This is a genomic window from Paenibacillus sp. MMS20-IR301 (assembly GCF_032302195.1).
In the GTDB taxonomy this organism is placed as follows: domain Bacteria; phylum Bacillota; class Bacilli; order Paenibacillales; family Paenibacillaceae; genus Paenibacillus_AQ.
Genome location: NZ_CP135275.1, coordinates 2,478,134 through 2,496,544 on the forward strand (window position 1 = coordinate 2,478,134; position 18,411 = coordinate 2,496,544).

At 55.6% G+C, this 18,411-nt stretch carries 18 protein-coding genes; 4 read left to right on the forward strand and 14 right to left on the reverse strand.

Annotated features, from left to right (window positions below):
• Positions 1-112 precede the first annotated feature (112 nt).
• Positions 113-2,005, forward strand: coding sequence for an Rqc2 family fibronectin-binding protein (locus LOS79_RS11005; protein ID WP_315419335.1), 1,893 nt, complete (start codon positions 113-115; stop codon positions 2,003-2,005).
• Between the two features lie 194 nt (positions 2,006-2,199).
• Here the strand turns inward: LOS79_RS11005 and LOS79_RS11010 are convergent, their stop codons facing one another.
• The 10 genes from LOS79_RS11010 to LOS79_RS11055 form a co-directional block, all read right to left on the reverse strand.
• Positions 2,200-3,099, reverse strand: coding sequence for a PHP domain-containing protein (locus tag LOS79_RS11010; protein ID WP_315419338.1), 900 nt, complete (start codon positions 3,097-3,099; stop codon positions 2,200-2,202).
• Positions 3,100-3,145: 46 nt separating this feature from the next.
• Positions 3,146-4,045, reverse strand: a complete 900-nt coding sequence (locus LOS79_RS11015; RefSeq protein WP_315419340.1) for a selenium metabolism-associated LysR family transcriptional regulator — start codon at positions 4,043-4,045, stop codon at positions 3,146-3,148.
• Positions 4,046-4,172: 127 nt separating this feature from the next.
• Positions 4,173-4,616: a hypothetical protein gene (locus LOS79_RS11020; RefSeq protein WP_315422153.1), complete on the reverse strand. Its 444-nt coding sequence runs from the start codon at positions 4,614-4,616 to the stop codon at positions 4,173-4,175.
• A gap of 113 nt (positions 4,617-4,729) precedes the next feature.
• Positions 4,730-5,698, reverse strand: a complete 969-nt coding sequence (locus LOS79_RS11025; RefSeq protein ID WP_315419343.1) for a GGDEF domain-containing protein — start codon at positions 5,696-5,698, stop codon at positions 4,730-4,732.
• A complete protein-coding gene (locus LOS79_RS11030) occupies positions 5,679-6,590 on the reverse strand; it encodes an EAL domain-containing protein (RefSeq protein ID WP_315419346.1) in 912 nt (303 codons plus the stop codon). The genes LOS79_RS11025 and LOS79_RS11030 overlap by 20 nt, the downstream gene beginning before the upstream one ends.
• A 243-nt stretch (positions 6,591-6,833) precedes the next feature.
• Positions 6,834-7,097, reverse strand: coding sequence for a YlbG family protein (locus LOS79_RS11035; RefSeq protein WP_020432997.1), 264 nt, complete (start codon positions 7,095-7,097; stop codon positions 6,834-6,836).
• A gap of 43 nt (positions 7,098-7,140) precedes the next feature.
• The gene (locus tag LOS79_RS11040; RefSeq protein ID WP_315419348.1) at positions 7,141-7,578 is read right to left on the reverse strand and encodes a YlbF/YmcA family competence regulator; all 438 of its coding nucleotides are present in this window, start codon (positions 7,576-7,578) and stop codon (positions 7,141-7,143) included.
• A 46-nt stretch (positions 7,579-7,624) separates the two neighbouring features.
• Positions 7,625-9,589, reverse strand: a complete 1,965-nt coding sequence (locus LOS79_RS11045; protein ID WP_315419351.1) for a helicase-associated domain-containing protein — start codon at positions 9,587-9,589, stop codon at positions 7,625-7,627.
• A complete protein-coding gene (locus LOS79_RS11050) occupies positions 9,589-11,310 on the reverse strand; it encodes a DNA repair helicase XPB (RefSeq protein ID WP_315419353.1) in 1,722 nt (573 codons plus the stop codon). Before LOS79_RS11050 ends, LOS79_RS11045 begins: the two co-directional genes overlap by 1 nt.
• Before the next feature lie 210 nt (positions 11,311-11,520).
• A complete protein-coding gene (locus LOS79_RS11055) occupies positions 11,521-12,690 on the reverse strand; it encodes an amidohydrolase (protein ID WP_315419356.1) in 1,170 nt (389 codons plus the stop codon).
• Positions 12,691-12,928: 238 nt separating this feature from the next.
• On the opposite strand from LOS79_RS11055, the gene LOS79_RS11060 reads away from it, so the two are divergent.
• Together LOS79_RS11060 and ftsW are read left to right on the forward strand one after the other, a co-directional pair.
• Positions 12,929-13,276 (forward strand): YugN family protein, encoded by a 348-nt coding sequence (locus LOS79_RS11060; protein WP_315419359.1) that lies wholly within the window; start codon positions 12,929-12,931, stop codon positions 13,274-13,276.
• Complete coding sequence (gene ftsW / locus LOS79_RS11065) at positions 13,273-14,529, forward strand: putative lipid II flippase FtsW (protein ID WP_315419361.1); 1,257 nt, start codon at positions 13,273-13,275, stop codon at positions 14,527-14,529. The genes LOS79_RS11060 and ftsW overlap by 4 nt, the downstream gene beginning before the upstream one ends.
• Positions 14,530-14,647: 118 nt before the next feature.
• On the opposite strand, the gene LOS79_RS11070 is transcribed toward ftsW, so the two are convergent.
• Positions 14,648-15,013 carry an Asp23/Gls24 family envelope stress response protein gene (locus LOS79_RS11070; RefSeq protein ID WP_019911482.1) on the reverse strand — a complete coding sequence of 122 codons (366 nt, stop codon included), beginning with the start codon at positions 15,011-15,013 and terminating at the stop codon, positions 14,648-14,650.
• Between the two features lie 156 nt (positions 15,014-15,169).
• Here LOS79_RS11070 and cax point away from each other — a divergent pair, with 156 nt between their 5' ends.
• Positions 15,170-16,240: a calcium/proton exchanger gene (cax, locus tag LOS79_RS11075; RefSeq protein ID WP_315419375.1), complete on the forward strand. Its 1,071-nt coding sequence runs from the start codon at positions 15,170-15,172 to the stop codon at positions 16,238-16,240.
• 100 nt (positions 16,241-16,340) lie between these two features.
• On the opposite strand, the gene LOS79_RS11080 is transcribed toward cax, so the two are convergent.
• The 3 genes from LOS79_RS11080 to LOS79_RS11090 all read right to left on the reverse strand — a co-directional run bounded on the left by LOS79_RS11080 (position 16,341) and on the right by LOS79_RS11090 (position 18,322).
• Entirely contained in the window at positions 16,341-16,643 is a 303-nt protein-coding gene (locus LOS79_RS11080) for an Fpa/YlaN family protein (protein WP_173126212.1), read from the reverse strand.
• A 181-nt stretch (positions 16,644-16,824) separates the two neighbouring features.
• Positions 16,825-17,067: an HPr family phosphocarrier protein gene (locus tag LOS79_RS11085; protein ID WP_036695008.1), complete on the reverse strand. Its 243-nt coding sequence runs from the start codon at positions 17,065-17,067 to the stop codon at positions 16,825-16,827.
• Between the two features lie 139 nt (positions 17,068-17,206).
• The gene (locus tag LOS79_RS11090; protein ID WP_315419380.1) at positions 17,207-18,322 is read right to left on the reverse strand and encodes an aminopeptidase; all 1,116 of its coding nucleotides are present in this window, start codon (positions 18,320-18,322) and stop codon (positions 17,207-17,209) included.
• Positions 18,323-18,411 lie beyond the last annotated feature (89 nt).

Consider the following 18,411-nt stretch of genomic DNA (forward strand, 5'->3'; position numbering starts at 1 on the left):
TTCAAGGTCGTCCCAAATTATCACCCCGGGAGACTTTCTCCTTTTGCGCGAACAAGGGAAAGTATGGCATCATAGGGAGAGTACATCATTTTAGCGACAGGAGAACCTTATCATGGCATTAGACGGAATCGTTACCAGAGCGATCGTGCATGAGCTTCAGGCCTTTATCGGTGCACGTGTCAGCAAAATATATCAGCCCAGCACACATGACCTCATCTTCACCCTGCGCGGTGCGGGCGGCGGCGGCAAGCTGCTGCTGTCTGCCAATCCGACTTATCCCCGCCTGCATCTGACAGAGCGGAATACTCTCAACCCGGCGGAGGCGCCGATGTTCTGCATGCTGATGCGCAAGCATTGTGAAGGCGGGGCCATTGAGAGCATCACCCAGGTGGGCATGGAACGGATCATTCATATCACAATCAGAACCCGGGATGAGCTGGGGGATGTCTCGGCCAAAAAAATCATTATCGAGCTCATGGGCCGGCACAGCAATATCATTCTGACGGAGCTGGCCACAGGGACCATTATCGACGGCATTCATCATGTCACGCCGTCCATCAGCAGCTACCGGGTCGTTATGCCCGGGGCCGCCTATACGCAGCCGCCGCAGCAGCACAAGCTGAATCCGCTGGACATCAGCGGATCCGCTTTCGTTACATTGATGGCTGACGCCGAGGAAGCGGCGCGTTATGCCGCCGAGCATCCCGCCGAGCCCGAGGAGGATATGATTGAGGGCGATATCGCCGGATTGCTGGCCTCCCTTGGAGAGCCGCAGGCTGACGGCACCGGCGGCCCTTCTCCTTCAGCCGATCCGGCCGGCTGGATGGTCCATGCTTTCAGCGGATTAAGCCCGCTGATTGCCGCAGAGATACTGCTCCGGTACAAGCAGCTGCAGGGCGGGGAAGCCGAATACAGCAGCTTAACAGGAGCAGACAACCCTCAGCAGCTGTGGGCGGCTTTCGATTCTGTGATGGAGCCGGTAAGGAAGCAGGAATATGAGCCGGTGTCCGGCCTGAACGCCAAGGGCAAGCCTGTCTTCTCCGCTCTTGCGCTGAGACTGATCGGCGGACCGGTGAAGCGGTTCAGCTCCATAAGTACCTGCCTTGAGGATTATTACGGGGATAAAGCGGAGAAGGACACGGTCAAGCAGCGGGTAAGCGATCTGCTCCGCTTCCTCGGCAATGAGCGCAGCAAGAATATCAAGAAGCTGGCCAACCTGCAGAAGGATAGGGATGAGGCCGAGGATGCCGACCAGTACCGGATCTGGGGCGAGCTGCTGTTCGCCTCCTTGCATTCCGTAGCTAAAGGCGATAAGGCCGCAAAGCTGGTTAACTATTATGATGAGGATCAGGCAGAAATTACGGTCCCGCTTGATCCGCTGCTCAGCCCGACAGATAATGCCCAGCGGTATTTCAAGAAATACAATAAATACAAGAACAGCCTGCGGGTAATCGGTGAACAGCTGCTGAAGACCCATGAAGAGATCGCCTATCTGGAGACACTGCTCCAGCAGCTCGCCCATGCCTCGCTGAATGATATTGAAGAGATCCGCGAAGAGCTGGTGACCCAGGGCTACCTGCGCGACCGCAGTAAGAAGGGTAAGAAAAAGAAGAAGGCGGCCCGGCCGACGATCCAGGTGTTCACTTCTTCTGAAGGTGTAGATATCTATGTCGGCAAAAATAACCTGCAGAACGAATACGTCACCAACCGTCTAGCCTCACCGAATGACACCTGGCTGCACACCAAGGACATTCCGGGTTCGCATGTGGTGATCCGCAGTGAAGAATTCGGTGATGCCACACTGGAGGAAGCCGCTCAGCTCGCCGCTTACTACAGCCAGGCCAAGCAGTCCAGCAGCGTGCCGGTGGATTGTACCCTGATCCGCCATGTGCGCAAACCGAGCGGGGCCAAGCCGGGCTTCGTGATCTATGATCATCAGCGGACGCTGTTCGTCACACCGGATGAAGAGCGGATCAAGCAGCTGCCGAGTGTGCTGCGGAGCTAGCACAGAGCAGACTAAAATAACCCTACAAAGTGGGGCTTTGGCTTCGAGGCGAACTCAGGTACTTTGCGGGGACCCCGAAACCTATCAATTCTTATCTACAAAAAAACAACCTCAGGTCCAGAAGCGTCGCCGCTGCTGGACCTGAGGTTGTTTTCGGTTAATCTGTACTTGTCCGCCCAAGAGGGCTCTTCCCGTCAGATGCCGCCTGCGGCCTTCAGCTCTTCCAGGACAGCGACCGGCACATTGACACTGCCGAGATCCCCGTGGAAAACAACTCCCTGCCGCGCCCCATGGAAATCGGAGCCGCCGGTAACGAGCAGCCCGAATTCTCCGGCCAGCGCCAGATAGCGCTCATGCTCTGCCGGGCCATGATCGGAATGGTAGACTTCTATTCCGCGCAGCCCGCCTGCCTGGGCGAGCTTCCGCACCAGGGCATCATCCCCGTATATTCCGGGATGGGCCAGCACGGCTGTACCGCCTGCCTCCTGAATCCACTGGCAGGCCGTTTCCGGCGTAATCCGCGGCGGCGATACATATGCCGCTGCACCTTCGGCCAGATATTTGTCGAAGGCGTCGCGCATATCTGCAGCCGCGCCCAGCCGGACCAGCTCATCGGCAATATGCGGACGGCCGATGCTCTCATCCGGCTTAAGCTCCCGGCCCATGCCGGACACAACCTGCTCCAGGGTAATCTCTATACCCAGCTCCCGCAGCTTGGCGAGAATCGCTTCATTCCGGCCGAGCCGGGTACTCCGCTGCTCTTCCAGCCGGGACAGCAGCAGCTCCTGCTCAGTATCAATATAGTAGCCGAGCACATGAATCTCTTTCCCTCCGGCCCGCGTGCTGATCTCAACACCGGGAACCACCGTAATCCCGTACCGCTTACCGGCCTCAAGGGCTTCCGCGACACCGCTGACCGTATCATGATCAGTAATCGCTACCGCCGCCAGTCCCTTTTCATAGGCGAGCCGTACATTGTCGGCCGGAGGCTGCATGCCGTCCGAAGCCTGCGTATGCGTATGCAGATCGCAGCGCCCCGCTGTCACGTTTACACCGCCGGTCTCATTTTCGCCAAGCTGAATGTGCTTCTCCATATAATTCTCCGCCTCCGGGAATAAAGTCTTGTCCTGTTCCAATTCGCTACTGGCCGTCTGCATGCTGGCGCAGGAAGGTCAGGAAGGTTACCGCCGAGATCGGCAGCAGCGTCGATTTCAGATGAATCGCATAGAACTGCCGTTTGAATGAAGCATCCTGCAGATTCACGACCTTCAGCAGCCCGAGCGCCACCTCATGCTTGACCGACGAGGTCGAGATAATCGTAATCCCCAGCCCCGCCTCTACAGCCGACTTCACCGCCCCTGTGCTGCCCAGCTCCATCACAATCCGCATGGCAGCAGGGTCCAGCCCTTTCGCCAGCAGCTGCTCCTCCATCACCCGCCGGGTGCCCGATCCCTGCTCGCGCAGCACGAACGGATACCCGAGCGCATCGCCAAGTGTAACCTCAGCCCGGTCCGCCAGCGGATGATCACGGGGAACAATCAGCTTCAGCTCATCGCCCATGACGGGCTCAATCTCCATATCCGGATGGGAGACCGGAGCTTCAATCAATCCGAAATTCAGCTGATGCTTATGGATCTCATCCATAATCTGCGAGGTGTTCATCACCTTCATCATGATGGAGATATTCGGATATTCACGGCCGAAGGGGCCGAGCAGGCGCGGAAGCACATATTCGCCGATCGTCAGGCTCGCCCCGAGCTGCAGCCGGCCCTCCAGCATATGCGTGAAGGCCGACATCGCCTGATCCGTCTCCCGCATCAGCTGCATGCTGCGCAGCGCGAACGGCATAAGCGTGCGCCCGGCTTCAGAGAGCATAATTTTTTTGGTCGAGCGGTCAAACAGCTTTGTTCCGAAATAATCCTCCAGCGCCTGAATCTGCATGGTCACCGCCGGCTGGGTCATATGCAGTGTCAATGCCGCCGCCGAGAAGCTGCCCCGCTCGGACACGGTGTAAAAAATATGAAGCTGATGAAAATTCATAACTTCCTGACTCCTTTGCCTGATTTCCGATTCCCCCGCAAAGCGGAGCTTTAGCTTAGATAATGACCCCAACAGGTAAAAAAAGGCACGCAGCCTCCGGCCGCATGCCTTCGTTCCTTCCGTCCCCTTACTTGCGTCTGCGGCGCTTCTTCATCAGCTTCATACGGCGGGAGTGGCGCAGCCACGAATAATACGTTTTGAGGTCCCGCAGCTGGGGCGTCACCGAGATTTTGCCGAGAAAGGACACGATTACCATAACGTACAGCCGCTCCCCGGAGAGCGCTGTGACCCCCTCAAGCTGCCTGAAATCTGCTACAATGACCGTATCATTGTCAATCAGATAAGCGTTATATTCACTTCGGGAGTAAGGCCGCACCCGGTTCTGCTTCAGGCATTGCCAGAGCCAGGCTGTCACCTCACTGTCCCCGCCGTCCTCCTGGGCAATCCGGTCACTGTAACGGCTCTTCGCATGCTGGGTCAGCACGACATCGGCAATCCCGTATTCATTCAGCATGATATGAAAAGGCTCATAGGCCCCCCACCATTCCATCCCCTTGCCATGCATTGTCATCACACTCCACGTAAAAGGGTCTTGGCATGCTCTTATTGTTGTCAATCTTACCGCATTGACGACTGTTGATCAAGCATACCTGTTACCCCTGTGAGCTGTGATGGGTGCATGTCTCAACGCCTGCTCCTGTGCATGCTGATATCGCTATCATCCACGTAGCTGCTGCCCTTGATCATTTTACAGCTTTTTTTGAAGCGGGCCGCTTCTTCTGACAGGTCTTCTATGGAGTCAAATCTGCGGCTGCGGTTCGTCACAACGGCGATGGAGATGGAGACGAGCGGAATTTCCTCCATCCGTCCGGAACGGCTCTCCGTCAGCACATACTGCTGGGCCAGATGCCCGGCATGGTAGAAATCCTTCACTGCAGTCTCGAAGGCCCGGATGATGCTCTTGCAGCATTCCTCATAGTTATAATCACTGATAAATATAATAAAATCATCCCCGCCGATATGCCCAAGAAACCCGTCCAGGCGCAGCGCCTCATGCTTCAGAATCTCTGCCGTAGCCTGAATCATCCGGTCGCCTTCCTTGAATCCGTAGGTATCATTGTAGGCCTTGAAATGGTCAAGGTCGATGTACAGCACACTGAACTGCTCCTGAAGCAGCGATTTGATCATCCATTCCGTAATGCTGATATTGCCCGGAAGCCCGGTTAAAGGGTTCAGGAAGCTTGCAGCCACCGCCTGGATTTCAGCAAAATTAAGCAGCAGATCCCGCACACTCACCGCTCCGAACAGTGTATTTTCATGCGTAACGATGACATAATCGTACAAATTCTCTTCATTCCTCGCCATGGCCAGCCTGCTCACATCAATGATCGGCGTCTTGTAATCCACTACCAGCGGATTTTTGTCCATCACCAGCTCCACAGATCTGCCCATGTACAGCGTATACCCGTATAAGGTCCCGATTTGCTGATAAAAGCGGATCCGCATAATTAGCGCCACTGTACACCCGTTCTCAGTGACCGCAACACCCTGGAGCTGCGGATTGCTTTTAAAAATCTGATCTACAGTTTCACATTTATGATTTAGTGTAATTTGCGGAATCTGTTCGGCAATTTCACCGATTTGAAGAAACATGCCTATAACCTCCCCTAACTGGAAACTGCAGTGCCGATGCCGGAAACCCTCCATATCCAGGGTGATGGGCCGGTCTCCCGAGCGCATACCCCTGACCAAAGTCAACCCCGGCCATCTGTAAAAATTGCAGCTCCTGCACCGTCTCGATTCCTTCAGCAATCACCCGGGTGGATGAGCGCTCCGCATATTCCCGGACCAGCTCCAGGAGCTCCTGCTGTTCCCGGCTGCCGTGGATTCCGCGGATCAGGGACTTGTCCAGTTTGATGAACTCCGGCTTGAGGTAGACCAGCGTCTTAAGGCTGTTATAACCGGAGCCTGCATCGTCCACGGCAATCCGGAAGCCCTGCTCCCGGTAATGGGAAAGCACCTTCTCGAAGCCGATATAATCCTGAACCGCCTGGCGTTCCGTCAGCTCGAAGACCACCCGCTCGGGCGCAAGCCCCAGCTCCTTAAGCAGCATAAGGGTTTCTCCGCTTTTGTGGCGGGAATCATTAAGCACTCCCGGGTGCACATTAATAAAAACAAGCTTGTCCCCGTCAGCATCCTCCACCGGCACTCTCTCCATATACCGGGACAGCGACATTCTCCGGCAGTACTGCTCAAACCTGAACATCTGCTCCGTCCGCCCGGCAAAATCATAAAAATGCTCCGTGCTGGGAAACTGCGGGGAGCTCGGCGGCCTGTTCAGAACCTCATGACCGACAGTCTTCCCGCTGCGCAGGTGCAGAATCGGCTGAAAGTACGTATCCAGCAGTTCATTGTTCATAATTTCAAGCAGCATGGACAACCTGCCCAGTTCCCTCGCTTCCTCTCTGAATATGCCGCCCAGATGCTGGAGATACTGCGGCAGAGCCGCCAGTTTACGGGCCAGCGCCCCTGATTTATTCATCATATCACCTGTATGCTTTTCTTCGTGAATTTTGTCACTCTTTCTTCAGCATAGATTGGAAGTATTAAGCAGGTATAAACTACGATGATTAGTCAATGCCTTCTGCCGACAATTTTTGCAGATTGGACATAATTTCATTCCAGGCTGTCCCGGGTATACCCCGTATTCACATTTCCATTGTAATCCTAAAAAAAACAGGCGCAGCAGCGCCCGTCCAAGTTATTGCTATATCTGAATTCACAAAAATTACAAACCATAGTAACGGGACTTGTCCGGTCCGTTGCTGGTATATTCCGTCTTAAGTTCATTGCGGTAAGAACGCTCAATCTTGCGTACATAGGAAAGTCTGCGCACATTCTTCATGACTTCCTCTGCCCGCTCCGCATTTACATACATTACTGCATAGTGCATTTTTCGGGAAACATAATGCAGTGTCCCGTACTTCTCCAGATTCCGCGCCGCTTTGACGTCGCTGACCCATACGATATAACCTGTCCGTTCCGCAAACATAAGCTCATCCGCCTTTCTGTCTCTATTTCCTGTCAGGGCCAGCTTATCCGCAGGAGCATTTGCCGCCGCTGCCGCATCCGCCTTTGGGGAGCGGATCATTGCTTGGCACCTTGATGCTGTCCGATACCGAGAAGGCAATCGCTTCAGACATGGAATGCAGAATATCATCCAGCGTCTTCTCCGCATCCTTGAAGCGGACAACCTCCTCGAACTGTTCCAGTTCCCGTTCTACCAGCTCAACCTGATCCTTGGCCGAATGATAGTTCGGGTGAAAATGGCCAAACCGCTGTGTCTCCTCAAACAGCTCCTTCTGGGCTTGCAGCCGTTTGATCATGGCCTGGATTTCGGGGTTCTGGTCGACCCGCCCCTTCCAGTATAAATAATCCGACACTTCGGCGGATTGGTTAATCATATCGCCTAATTCATAGGCGTATGTCAGCACTTCGGCCATATCAACCGTATTCAATTCCGCTACGCTCATGAACTTCATCTCATTTCCGCATTAATGTTCTACCGCGGGCGGTAGACTACCTTATCATAACATATCCGCCCGCTTCAGCAGAAGAGGAATTTCCATATTTGAGCGGAGACAGCAGCTGCATTTCCTGCCAGTCTCCGGCGGCAAGCTGAATCTCCTCCCCGGCCTCTGCTCCGGGAAGCAGCATAATCCCCCGCACAGACCACGGACGCCCGCTGAGCTGCTCCGGAATAAAGTCGCCCTGCTGGCCCAGGCGCGAGATTCTGACCTTGATTCCCCAGGCCAGCGCCTGCTCCATTACCTTCTGTGCGGTAGTGGCATGATATTGCCTCCACTGGTTCATCCACATCTGCGGAACCGCTTCTTCTCCGGGGAGCTGCCGCCCCTGCTCTTCAGCCCCTGTTCCCGGCGGCAGCAGCTGCGGAGGAGCCCCCTTGCCCAGGAGGCCGCGTTCCTCCGCCTTATCCGGCAGCCGGTAAGGGATATCCGCAGCCGCAGGTAATCCGGGAGCTTCAGACCAGCAGGCCGGCCTGTCAGCCTCCTCCCGCCCTCCGGACAACATCTGCGGGTTCATGCCCGAGCCTGCCAGCTCACTGCGCAGCTGCTGGATGCCATCCGGGCGGACAAGGAAATGGAGCGGGCCGATCCGGGTAATAATATCCTGCAGCCGGGGATGGGCTGCAATAGCCTCCCCGTCTGCTTCACCGGCACAGGACAGAAGGATCACCTCTGATAAGGCTGTCCGCCCGATGCCTCTGGCCCACTGCCGGAGCGCCAGCTCCACCTGCTCCGGCAGTCCGCCGGTCGTATGGGCCGCCAGCCAGGCAATGCTCTGCTCAGGCGGGCTGCCCTGCTCCGCTGCAGTCTCCAGCAGCTCCCGGGTCAGCCGGAAGCTCCAGAGATCCTCATTATGCAGCAGTTCGGCATATGCGGCCAGCCGCCAGCGGATGCTGAAGGGAACGTCCGGCGGTACAAGAACCTCAAAGTCCGGCTGAACAATGAAGCCTGCTGCCGGATCTGCCTCCGGCGGGCCGCCGCTGCCCGCATTCCACTCTGCCGCTGCCCGCTCCGCTTCCAGCTGCGGTTTCCCTGCCTTCCAGCGGAAGCAGGCTTCCCCTTCTGCTGTATACCCCAGGTCACACCAGCCGAATCCGGCCAGGCAGCTGAGCCATGCCTGTACAGCTCCGTTAAGTCCTGAGCCGGCCGCAGCATCCTCCTGCTGCCCGGGAGCAAGCCCGCGGCCGCTCATCCAGTCCAGAACGGGGGCGGCAGCGAACCATTGCCCCGGCGGGAATTCCGCCGCAGCGATCAGATGCCTGAAATGCTGCACAGCGGGCTCTGAACAGCTGTAGCGGCTGATTACGATCCGGTAGAGCAGATCCGTCATCTCCGGCTCCGGCTTAGCCAGCCATTGCTGCAGCCGTACCGGGTCGGGCTGATATGCGCCAGGCTCACGGCTGATAAGGCCCAGCACAGCCATCAGATCTACAATAACCATTACCGGCAGCGGATATTGCTCAGGGCCGGACTGTTGCAGCAGCAGCCCGGACAGATGCTCCTCACGCAGGGCCAGCTGCCCGGCCAGACGGCCCAGCTGCTTCTTATGGATGACGCCTTTCGCCGTCAGGGGCAGCCCCTCGCGGGCTGTAAACAGCAGCGCCTTGAACAGCTCGGCGGCGAGCCCTGTGCAGGCTGGATATTCCAGCCGCACAGCCGCCTCATTCAGTGGCTGCTGTGCGGGCGGCCCGAAGAGGCGCTGAATCTGCGCCAGATGCTGCTGCGGAATCTGGTACAGCGTATCGCCCCACAGCTTGCGGCGCAGCTCCAGCATCCCGGCCCGGCGCAGCTCCTGCAGGGCCAGCTCCTGTTCGGCGCGGCACAGGTAGTCCGGCCGCAGCCGCCCGGCTGTCTCCGCCGGAAAGGGCAGAGCCGCGTGAGCCGCACAAATCCGCTCCAGTACAAGCCGCGCCTCCGGCGACAGCTGCGTTAATGCTGCATGCAACTCCGCCGCCATCACAGAACAGCCTCCTCTGGCGGCTCCAGCTGCCGGACCGCATATTCGTAGCCCTGCTCGGTCAAGAACATCCGGCGCCGCAGGGCGAAATCCAGCTCGCGGCTCTCACCGGAGACCAGCGTATAGAAGTACGCCTTGTTATCGCCGGGCTTAGGACGCAGAATCCGGCCCAGCCGCTGCGCCTCCTCCTGCCGGGAACCGAAGGCCCCGGATACCTCCACCGCTACTGAAGCATCCGGCAGGTTCACGGCAAAGTTAGCCACCTTGGAGACGATCAGTAGCGGCAGCCTTCCCTCGTTGAAGGCTGCGTAGAGTGCACTGCGTTCCTTATGCGGGGTTTTGCCGGTAATAAGCGGCGCATCCAGCTGCTCTGCCAGCTGCTGCAGCTGATCCAGGTACTGGCCGATCACCAGTACCGCTGCTCCAGGATGGGCTGCAGCAATCTGCGCGGCAGCCGCAGCCTTCGCCTGATTCCCTGCGGCCAGGCGGAACTGCTCCTTCGCTCCGGCGTACAGATATTGCTGCCTCAGCCGCTGATTCATCGGAACGATCACCTCGATGCAATCCACAGCCGCAATAAAGCCCTGCTGCTCCAGCACCTTCCAGGGCAGATCATAACATTTCGGGCCGATCAGCGAGAACACGTCGCCTTCACGGCCATCCTCCCGCACCAGTGTCGCGGTCAGGCCGAGCCGGCGCGTTGCCTGAATATCCGCTGTTGCCCGGAAGACAGGGGCGGGCAGCAGGTGGACCTCATCATAGATAATGAGCCCCCAGTTCCGTTCATTAAACAGGCTCATATGCAGGAATGGCCCGCCCTTTGCACTCCGGTGTGTGAGCATCTGATAGGTAGCTACGGTTACTGGCCGTACCTCCCTGTTCTCGCCGGTATACTCCCCTACCTCTTCCGGCAGAAGTGTCGTACGCTGCAGCAGCTCCGCCCGCCACTGTTCCACCGAAGTAGTGCTGGAGGTGAGGATCAGCGTTTCGCACTGCAGCTTCTCCAGTACGGCAAGGCCGACTACTGTCTTGCCCGCGCCGCAGGGAAGGACAACTACTCCGCTGCCCCCGGTACCGCTGATGCCCTGGAACCGGCTCACAGCCTCCTGCTGGTAGGCGCGGAGGCCGAACTCCGCACCTGCATGATCCTCCCCGGCTTCGTCCGCCTCCCGTAAGGCCAGCTTCAGCTCCTGCCCGTCCCGGTAACCGGCATAATCCAGCACGGGATAGCCCATTCTAGTCAGCTCCTGCTTCAGCAGACCCCGGTTAGCCTTGGGGCAGTGGCTCTCTACCGGACCTGCCCGGTGCAGGCCCAGCTCGCGTAAGCTCCGGCTTCCTTCCAGCAGCTCCAGTTCATCCAGCAGTCCGGCCTGAGCGGCAGACAGTGTAACCAGCAGCGGATTGCTCTCATGCCTGCAGAGCTGCAGCAGCCCGTAACGGGACATCAGCAGCGTAATCTCCCCTTCAAGGCCGGAAGGAATTCCCCAGCGCGAGAGCCCGCGGAGCGTATCAATCACGGCTTCCGGTGTATGTCCCCTTGCCGCTGCATTCCAGAGCGACAGCGGGGTAATCCGGTAGGTATGATAGGCGGGCGGGCTTTTGAGCAGCTCGGCAAAATCAGCCAGAGCCGCCCTTGCCGCCTCATATCCGGGATGGGCACATTCCAGCAGAATGGTCCGGTCGCTGCGGGTAATGCATGCTCCTGTCTCTGCCCCTTTCATAGCAATGCCTCCTTGTAATAGATATGACAGCGGTCCATCAGCCGGATTGGCTCTGCCCGCAACAACAAAGAAGCCCACCCGCAGCAAGCGGACATGGGCTTCTCTCGTATCGGTCTGGCAATTGTCTTCAAGCAAGAACCCCTCCGTCCTGTAATCCTGGTATACGGAAGTAGGTTCTCCTGAGAAAAGCGTAATTATACAGAAAAAAGGCTATTCGTTCAGACAGGAGTCCGCCATGGCAACTAGCAGCTTTGCACCATACAGCATGGCATCCTCGTCAAAGTCAAATTTGCTGTGATGATGCGGATAGACAGCATCCTTATCCGGATTGCCCGCACCCACAAAGATGAAGCAGCCGGGAATTTCCTTCACATAGTAGGAGAAGTCCTCCGCCGGCATAATTTTCTCCATCAGCATAACGTTTGCTTCTGCTCCAAGGGCAGCGGGAGCCACACGGGCAAAGCGGCTATATTCCGCTTCATCATTCACCAGCGGCGGATAGCCCATCAGATAATCCACCTTCGCTTCCGCACCATAGGCCGCTGCTGTCGCGGCAGCCAGCTCCTCAATTCTGCGGCGGATCAGATAACGCGTCTCTTCATCGAACGCCCGCACGGTACCGGTAATCCGGCAGCGCTCCGCAATAATGTTCTGGGCCGATCCGCCCTGAATGGTCCCTACACTGACAACAGCGGGACGCAGCGGATCAACCGACCTGCTTACAATACTCTGCAGCTGGGTAACCAGCGCAGCACCGGCTACAATGCTGTCTACTGTGCGGTGCGGCATGCCGCCGTGCCCGCCTTTGCCGGTTATATCGATAAAGAACTCATCGGCGGAGGCCATCAGCGGCCCTGGCGCACTGGCTACTGTGCCGAGCGGAAACGGCGTCCACAAATGCAGACCGTATACAGCATCCGCAGCGTCCAGCACGCCTTCCGCGATCATCCCCATGGCCCCGCCGGGGCAGACCTCTTCCGCAGGCTGGAACAGAAAACGGATCTCTCCCTGCAGCTCCCCGCGGCGTGCGCTGTAATAGGCAGCAGCAGCGAGGAGCATCGCCGTATGCCCGTCATGCCCGCAGGCATGCATAACACCGGGACGCTGCGAAGCATAGTCCCGCCCGTTCTCCTCCGTAATAGCCAGCGCATCCATATCCGCGCGCAGCACAACTGTCTTGCCGGGCGTATTCCCCTTCAGAATTCCCGTCAGCCCGTAGCCTGCCCCGCTCTTCTTGACTTCGATCCCAAGGCCGGCCAGCTTGTCCGCTACATAGGCCGAAGTCTCCTTCTCCTGGTAGGACAGCTCCGGATTGCGGTGCAAATGGCGCCGCCATTCCACCATTTCCGGCAGCAGCTCCTCTAATGTTAACCTCACCATACTTCTCCATTCCCTTCTCCGGCAGCATCCGGCGCCGGCTCCCCGGCGTTCTCCCTCCATGCTGGCTCATGCCGCAGTATGCCATATCTCTTTATTGTAGCAGAAACGCAAAAAAGTGGGTATCGGTAGGCCCTCTCTACCTTGCACAACCCCGGGAAACATACTATCATGAGGAAGAACATGGGCAATTTCTATTTTCAAATGTACTATTATACTTCATAAGGGGGAGTTGTGCGCTATGATATTTGAGAACACGGGCCTCGTAGGATTGACAAGCGACCTGCTTTATCTCGACGAAAGTGCAGCCAAAGCCGGTTTCATCCGCTGGCAATGGGAATACTACCGCGCTACTTACGACTGCAAGATAGAAGACCGCCAGAACGGCGGGGAATACTTCCTGCGCATTAACACGCGGGCCGTGGAAGGAAAGCTGGAAAAGGCGGATGCTGTACTCGCGATTGAAGCCGTCTACTTGGGCAAAGCCACTTTCCCGCACGGCCTGGAGTATGATTCTCCGGTGCCTCAGCCGGTACTCGATGCCGCGCAGAAGCATATATCGGAATTGAAAGGGCTGCTGGAGGCTTGAGCACAGCGAAAGGAAAGACCGCCCCCAAAGCCCGCCTGCCCAAAAGAGGGACGCCCGATTTCCAGCTTCTTATTCTCACTCTGCTGCTCGTCGGCTTCGGACTGGTAATGGTGTTCAGCTCCAGCTCCAGCCTGACACTGGCCAGCGAGAAATTCGGCAATGATGCGTTTTATTTTGTCAAAAAACAATTAGTCTGGGCTCTAGCCGGAAGCTTCATCATGTTTGTGGTAATGAATATCCACTACAGCAAATTCAAGAAATGGTATGCCCCGATTTTTGTCATAACGTTAGGATTATTGCTTGCCGTTGCTTTCGCCGAGCGGATCAATGGCGCCCGGAGCTGGCTCAACCTCTTCGGGCTCGGTATCCAGCCTACAGAGCTGGCCAAGATCTCAATTATCCTGTACCTGTCTGCACTCATCACCAAGAAGGGGGAACGGCTCCGGGATCTGCGCACCGGCTACATTCCCGTGATGATCATCGTAGGCATCGTCGCCGGACTGATTATGATGCAGCCGGATTTCGGGTCCTGTATGATTCTGGTAGCCACCAGCGGACTTGTTATCTATGCCGGCGGAGCAAGCATGAAGCATATTATCGGTTCGATCGCCCTGCTGGTGCTCGGGGTTGGACTGGTGCTCGGGACGATGACTGCCATCGAGTCCATCACTCAGCCGGCCGCCAAGGTCGAGAACGGCCAGGATTACCGGCAAGGCCGCATCGAAGCGTTTCTTGATCCTGAAGCCAACTCAGAAGGCAGCGGTTTCAACATTATGCAATCCCTTATTGCCTTAGGCGAAGGCGGACCGCAGGGAGCCGGTTTTGGCCAAAGTGTCCAGAAGCTGCACTATCTGCGTTACCCGTATACCGACTTTATCTTTGCTGTTATCGGCGAGGAATTAGGCTTCATCGGAACCTCCATCTTCCTGCTGCTGTATCTTTATTTCATCTGGCGGGGAATTCTGGTCTCGCTCAGGTGTACCGATCCCTTCGGGACCCTGGTCGGTATCGGGGTCATGGGACTTATCGCCATTCAGGCCTTTATTAATATCGGCGGTGTAACCAATACCATTCCCCTTACCGGGGTTACCCTGCCCTTTATCAGCTACGGCGGCTCTTCTCTGCTTGTCAGCATGCTCTGTATGGGGATTATGCTCAGCATCTCAAGGGAAACCAACCGTCCGGCGCAGAAGGAAGTCACCAAATCCGTGACTACTGTCCGCCAGGTACGCCCGCGCGCAAGCGCCCGCTGACAGATATCTGCACTTTTAAATAACTTCACAACTTGAAAAGGCAGCCCGGAGCTTCTCCGGACTGCCTTGTTTTGTACTGCTCACCCATATGATTGGCATTGATCGCTCAGTGCAGCGCTTACGAAATTTCGTCATTCTTGAAGGCTACGCCCTCAACCTTAACATTAACCTCCACAATGTGAAGCCCGGTCATGCTCTCGACAGCCTCGCGTACATTCTGCTGCAGCATCCGGCATACCTCGTGAATCGGTGTTTCGTACAGAACAATAATGCGCAAATCCACTGCGGCTTCAAGCTGCCCAACCTCGACAGTTACACCCTTTTGCACGTTCTTCCCGCTCAGGCGTTTCGCCCAGCCTTCGGACAGTCCGCCAGACATGGCTGCAATCCCAGGAGTCTCCAGTGCTGCCAATCCGGCGATCTTCGAGACGACGTCATTCGATATCCGTATATTTCCCATTTCCAGTTGAAGTTGTTCCGCCATGCCATATCCCCCCTACACTCATTATCAATTATTGTAATTCGAAAACAGGCTAAAAAGCAAATGACTTTCTCTCACCCCCCGTTTACAGTCAGGAACAATTTGGTTATATTGATTATGAAATCAACCTACATACTAAAGACTGGAGTGTGCCTTACCTTGAAAAAATGGATCTCACCGGCGCTGCTGGTCATCACCTTCCTGCTCAGCGCAATCGGACATTATGCGAACTGGGATCATACGCTTCAGTTTATCCTGTCCGCCATCTCGGTTATTTTCGTAGCCGGCTTCCTCGGCCGGGCTACAGAAAGCGTGGCCCACTACGCCGGACAACGGCTGGGAGGCTTCCTGAACGCCACCTTCGGCAATGCGGCCGAGCTGATCATCGCTTTTTTCCTCGTCAAGGAAGGACTCTTCGACATGGTTAAAGCAAGTCTCACCGGCTCAATTATCGGTAACCTGCTGCTCGTACTCGGACTCAGCATCTTTGCAGGAGGCATGAAGTTCAAAGTGCAGAATTTCAACGTTACGCTTGCCGGGCTGAACGGCTCCCTGATGATTGTTGCGGTCATCGCCCTGTTCGTTCCCGCCATGTTCTTCAACACCCATTCCATCACAGAGAAGGATACGGATGTGCTCAGCCTTGTTGTAGCCGGCCTGCTGATTGCTGCCTATATGGCCTGGCTGGTCTTCTCGATGATTACGCACAAGAAGTATCTGGCTGATGTCACCGATGACCATGCTGAAGAGCTTCCCAATGAGCATGCGCCTGTCTGGTCCAGAAACCGTTCGATCCTCTATCTTATTATCGCTACGGTTATGGTCGCATTCGTCAGCGAATGGCTCGTCGGGACACTGGAGACCCTGACAGAACGGTTTGGCTTCAGCGAGCTGTTCGTGGGCGCCTTCCTGGTAGCGATCATCGGTAATGCCGCTGAGCACAGCGCAGCCATCATGCTCGCCATGAAGAACAAGATCGGCGCCGCTGTAGAAATTGCTGTGGGCAGCAGCCTGCAGATTGCCCTGTTCGTCGCACCGGTGCTGATCTTTGCCAGCTACTTCATGGGCAACACCATGTCCATCGTGTTCACAACCATAGAGATCGTGGCCATTGCCGTATCTGTGTTTATCGCCAAGTCCATCATTCAGGACGGCGCGACCAACTGGTACGAAGGCCTGCTGCTTCTGGCGGTGTACGTCATTCTCGGAGTATCGTTCTATCTGGTATAAAATCCACTGCAAAGTGGGGCTTTAGTTCTCACTCCAGCAAAAAAAACGCACATAAACGGCCCCGCAGGGTCCTTATGTGCGTTTTTATGAATGAACGGTTCTACATCTCCCGCTCCTCTGCCTTCTTATTCAGTGCTTCATAGAGTACCGCCAAATTACGCTCCAGCTTGCTCAGCACCTGCTTGCCCGTAAATTCCGGTACCAGCCCTGCTCTAACCGCAAAGTCGACTTCTCTGGAGAAACCATACATCTGGGTATCCAGCACTTCCTCATAGAGAGGGCAGTAACGAGTCGCCAGATTCTCCATCTGTACTTCAATAAGCTTCTGAATTTTATCGGCATCTTCTTGAAGAAGATTGATTGCTTTGATATTTAGCTGTTCCTGCAAATCCGATGAAGTCATGCATTTTCCCCCCCATGTCCAAAAGTTACAGCTGCTACTGCTTATTATTCTTAATATTAGTCGAAATTAGGACCTAATACAAGAATTCAGTTCAGGATATTCACGAAGAATGGACAAAAATAAATTTATTCATAGCAAAGACGCCCTGCCGCAAGGCCGGACGTCTCCTGTGAATGATGGATTACTCAGCTACTACTGTAAAATTCAAATTGTGTTTGGCAAATACTTCGCTCATTGCTTTCTTGGCTTCCTCGGCATCTGTGCCATGTACATGAAGCTCATAGCTTTGGCTGGAGACCAGGGTAGTGAACAAGCCAAGGATGCTCTTCACATCAATGTACTTGTTGTCCGCTTGGAGAACGATAGATGAATTAAACTGGCTAGCTGTCTGTGCAATATCCACGATTGCCGCATTGTTGGACATAGGAATCCCTCCGCAACTTGATTATAAAAATGGGTTCATTTGCTACCAATTCCATGATACATTGAATCCGCTTACTCACGCAAGGTGTTTCTTTAAAACAAGCCCTGATAAGCTTGATTACTGACCTTACTGCTATATGTTATTTCAGATTCTCCGGATTCAGACCTTCCAGTTCCGGCACGACGAAGATCCCGTCCTTGCGGATCAGCACATCATCGAAATAAATCTCTCCGCCGCCGTACTCCGGACGCTGGATCAGCACCAGATCCCAGTGAATGGAGGAGCGGTTGCCGTTATCGGTCACATCATATGCCTGGCCCGGTGTGAAATGCAGGCTGCCGGCGATTTTCTCGTCAAACAGAATATCCTTCATCGGATGCAGAATATACGGATTGAAGCCGATCGCGAATTCACCGATATGGCGTGCGCCGTCATCGGAATCAAGAATTTCATTCAGCCGCGCTGTGTCATTGCTGGTAGCTTCGACAATTTTGCCGTGCTCAAACTTGAACTTCACATTCTCGAAGGTAATGCCGTTATACAGGGTGGCCGCATTGTAGCTGATCGTCCCGTTTACGGAATCGCGTACAGGCGCGCTGTATACTTCACCGTCAGGGATATTTTTCTGGCCGGAGCATTTCTCGGCGCCGATGCCTTTGATAGAGAAGCTAAGCTCTGTTCCCGGTCCGGAGATCCGCACCTTGTCGGTTTTGCGCATCAGCTCTGCCAGTGCATCCTGGGCTTTGTCCATTTTGGCATAATCCAGATTGCATACTTCAAAATAGAAGTCTTCGAAGGCTTCCGTGCTTGTGTTGGCAAGCTGGGCCATGCTGGCGTTAGGGTAGCGGAGCACCACCCATTTGGTGTGCTTGACGCGCTGCTCACTATGTACCGGGTGGGAATACAGGGAATTGTAGAGCTTCATGTTCTCTTCCGGCACGTCCGCCAGATCGTTAACGTTCTCGCCGGCCCGGATTCCGATATAGCAGTCCATCTGCTTCATCCGGTTCAAATCGATTTCCGCCCAGGCCTTAAGCCCTTCCGGAGTAGCATATTTCAGCATGCTGCGCAGAACAGTACGGTCCGTCAGCTGCACAAATGCATGGCCTCCGGCTTTGCCCACTTCTTCCACAACCGCTTTAATCAAGTCTCTTTCACTGCCGATCATTTCAACAAGCACATTCTCGCCGGGCTGTACGTTTACGGAGTAACCTACCAGGTTCGCCGCAAGCTTCCCGATTCGGGGATCATTCATAATTCTCTCTCTTCCTTCCTGATACTGAAAATAAACATACCGTTATATTGTAGCACTTCCGCCATAGAGCGCAAGCATCTGTGTCATGT

Coding starts and splice junctions, on each gene's coding strand:
- LOS79_RS11005 (WP_315419335.1), top strand. CDS start 113: ATGGCATTAGACGGAATCGTTACCAGAGCGATCGTGCATGAGCTTCAG.
- LOS79_RS11010 (WP_315419338.1), bottom strand. CDS start 3,099: ATGGAGAAGCACATTCAGCTTGGCGAAAATGAGACCGGCGGTGTAAAC.
- LOS79_RS11015 (WP_315419340.1), bottom strand. CDS start 4,045: ATGAATTTTCATCAGCTTCATATTTTTTACACCGTGTCCGAGCGGGGC.
- LOS79_RS11020 (WP_315422153.1), bottom strand. CDS start 4,616: ATGACAATGCATGGCAAGGGGATGGAATGGTGGGGGGCCTATGAGCCT.
- LOS79_RS11025 (WP_315419343.1), bottom strand. CDS start 5,698: ATGTTTCTTCAAATCGGTGAAATTGCCGAACAGATTCCGCAAATTACA.
- LOS79_RS11030 (WP_315419346.1), bottom strand. CDS start 6,590: ATGATGAATAAATCAGGGGCGCTGGCCCGTAAACTGGCGGCTCTGCCG.
- LOS79_RS11035 (WP_020432997.1), bottom strand. CDS start 7,097: ATGTTTGCGGAACGGACAGGTTATATCGTATGGGTCAGCGACGTCAAA.
- LOS79_RS11040 (WP_315419348.1), bottom strand. CDS start 7,578: ATGAGCGTAGCGGAATTGAATACGGTTGATATGGCCGAAGTGCTGACA.
- LOS79_RS11045 (WP_315419351.1), bottom strand. CDS start 9,589: ATGGCGGCGGAGTTGCATGCAGCATTAACGCAGCTGTCGCCGGAGGCG.
- LOS79_RS11050 (WP_315419353.1), bottom strand. CDS start 11,310: ATGAAAGGGGCAGAGACAGGAGCATGCATTACCCGCAGCGACCGGACC.
- LOS79_RS11055 (WP_315419356.1), bottom strand. CDS start 12,690: ATGGTGAGGTTAACATTAGAGGAGCTGCTGCCGGAAATGGTGGAATGG.
- LOS79_RS11060 (WP_315419359.1), top strand. CDS start 12,929: ATGATATTTGAGAACACGGGCCTCGTAGGATTGACAAGCGACCTGCTT.
- LOS79_RS11070 (WP_019911482.1), bottom strand. CDS start 15,013: ATGGCGGAACAACTTCAACTGGAAATGGGAAATATACGGATATCGAAT.
- LOS79_RS11080 (WP_173126212.1), bottom strand. CDS start 16,643: ATGACTTCATCGGATTTGCAGGAACAGCTAAATATCAAAGCAATCAAT.
- LOS79_RS11085 (WP_036695008.1), bottom strand. CDS start 17,067: ATGTCCAACAATGCGGCAATCGTGGATATTGCACAGACAGCTAGCCAG.
- LOS79_RS11090 (WP_315419380.1), bottom strand. CDS start 18,322: ATGAATGATCCCCGAATCGGGAAGCTTGCGGCGAACCTGGTAGGTTAC.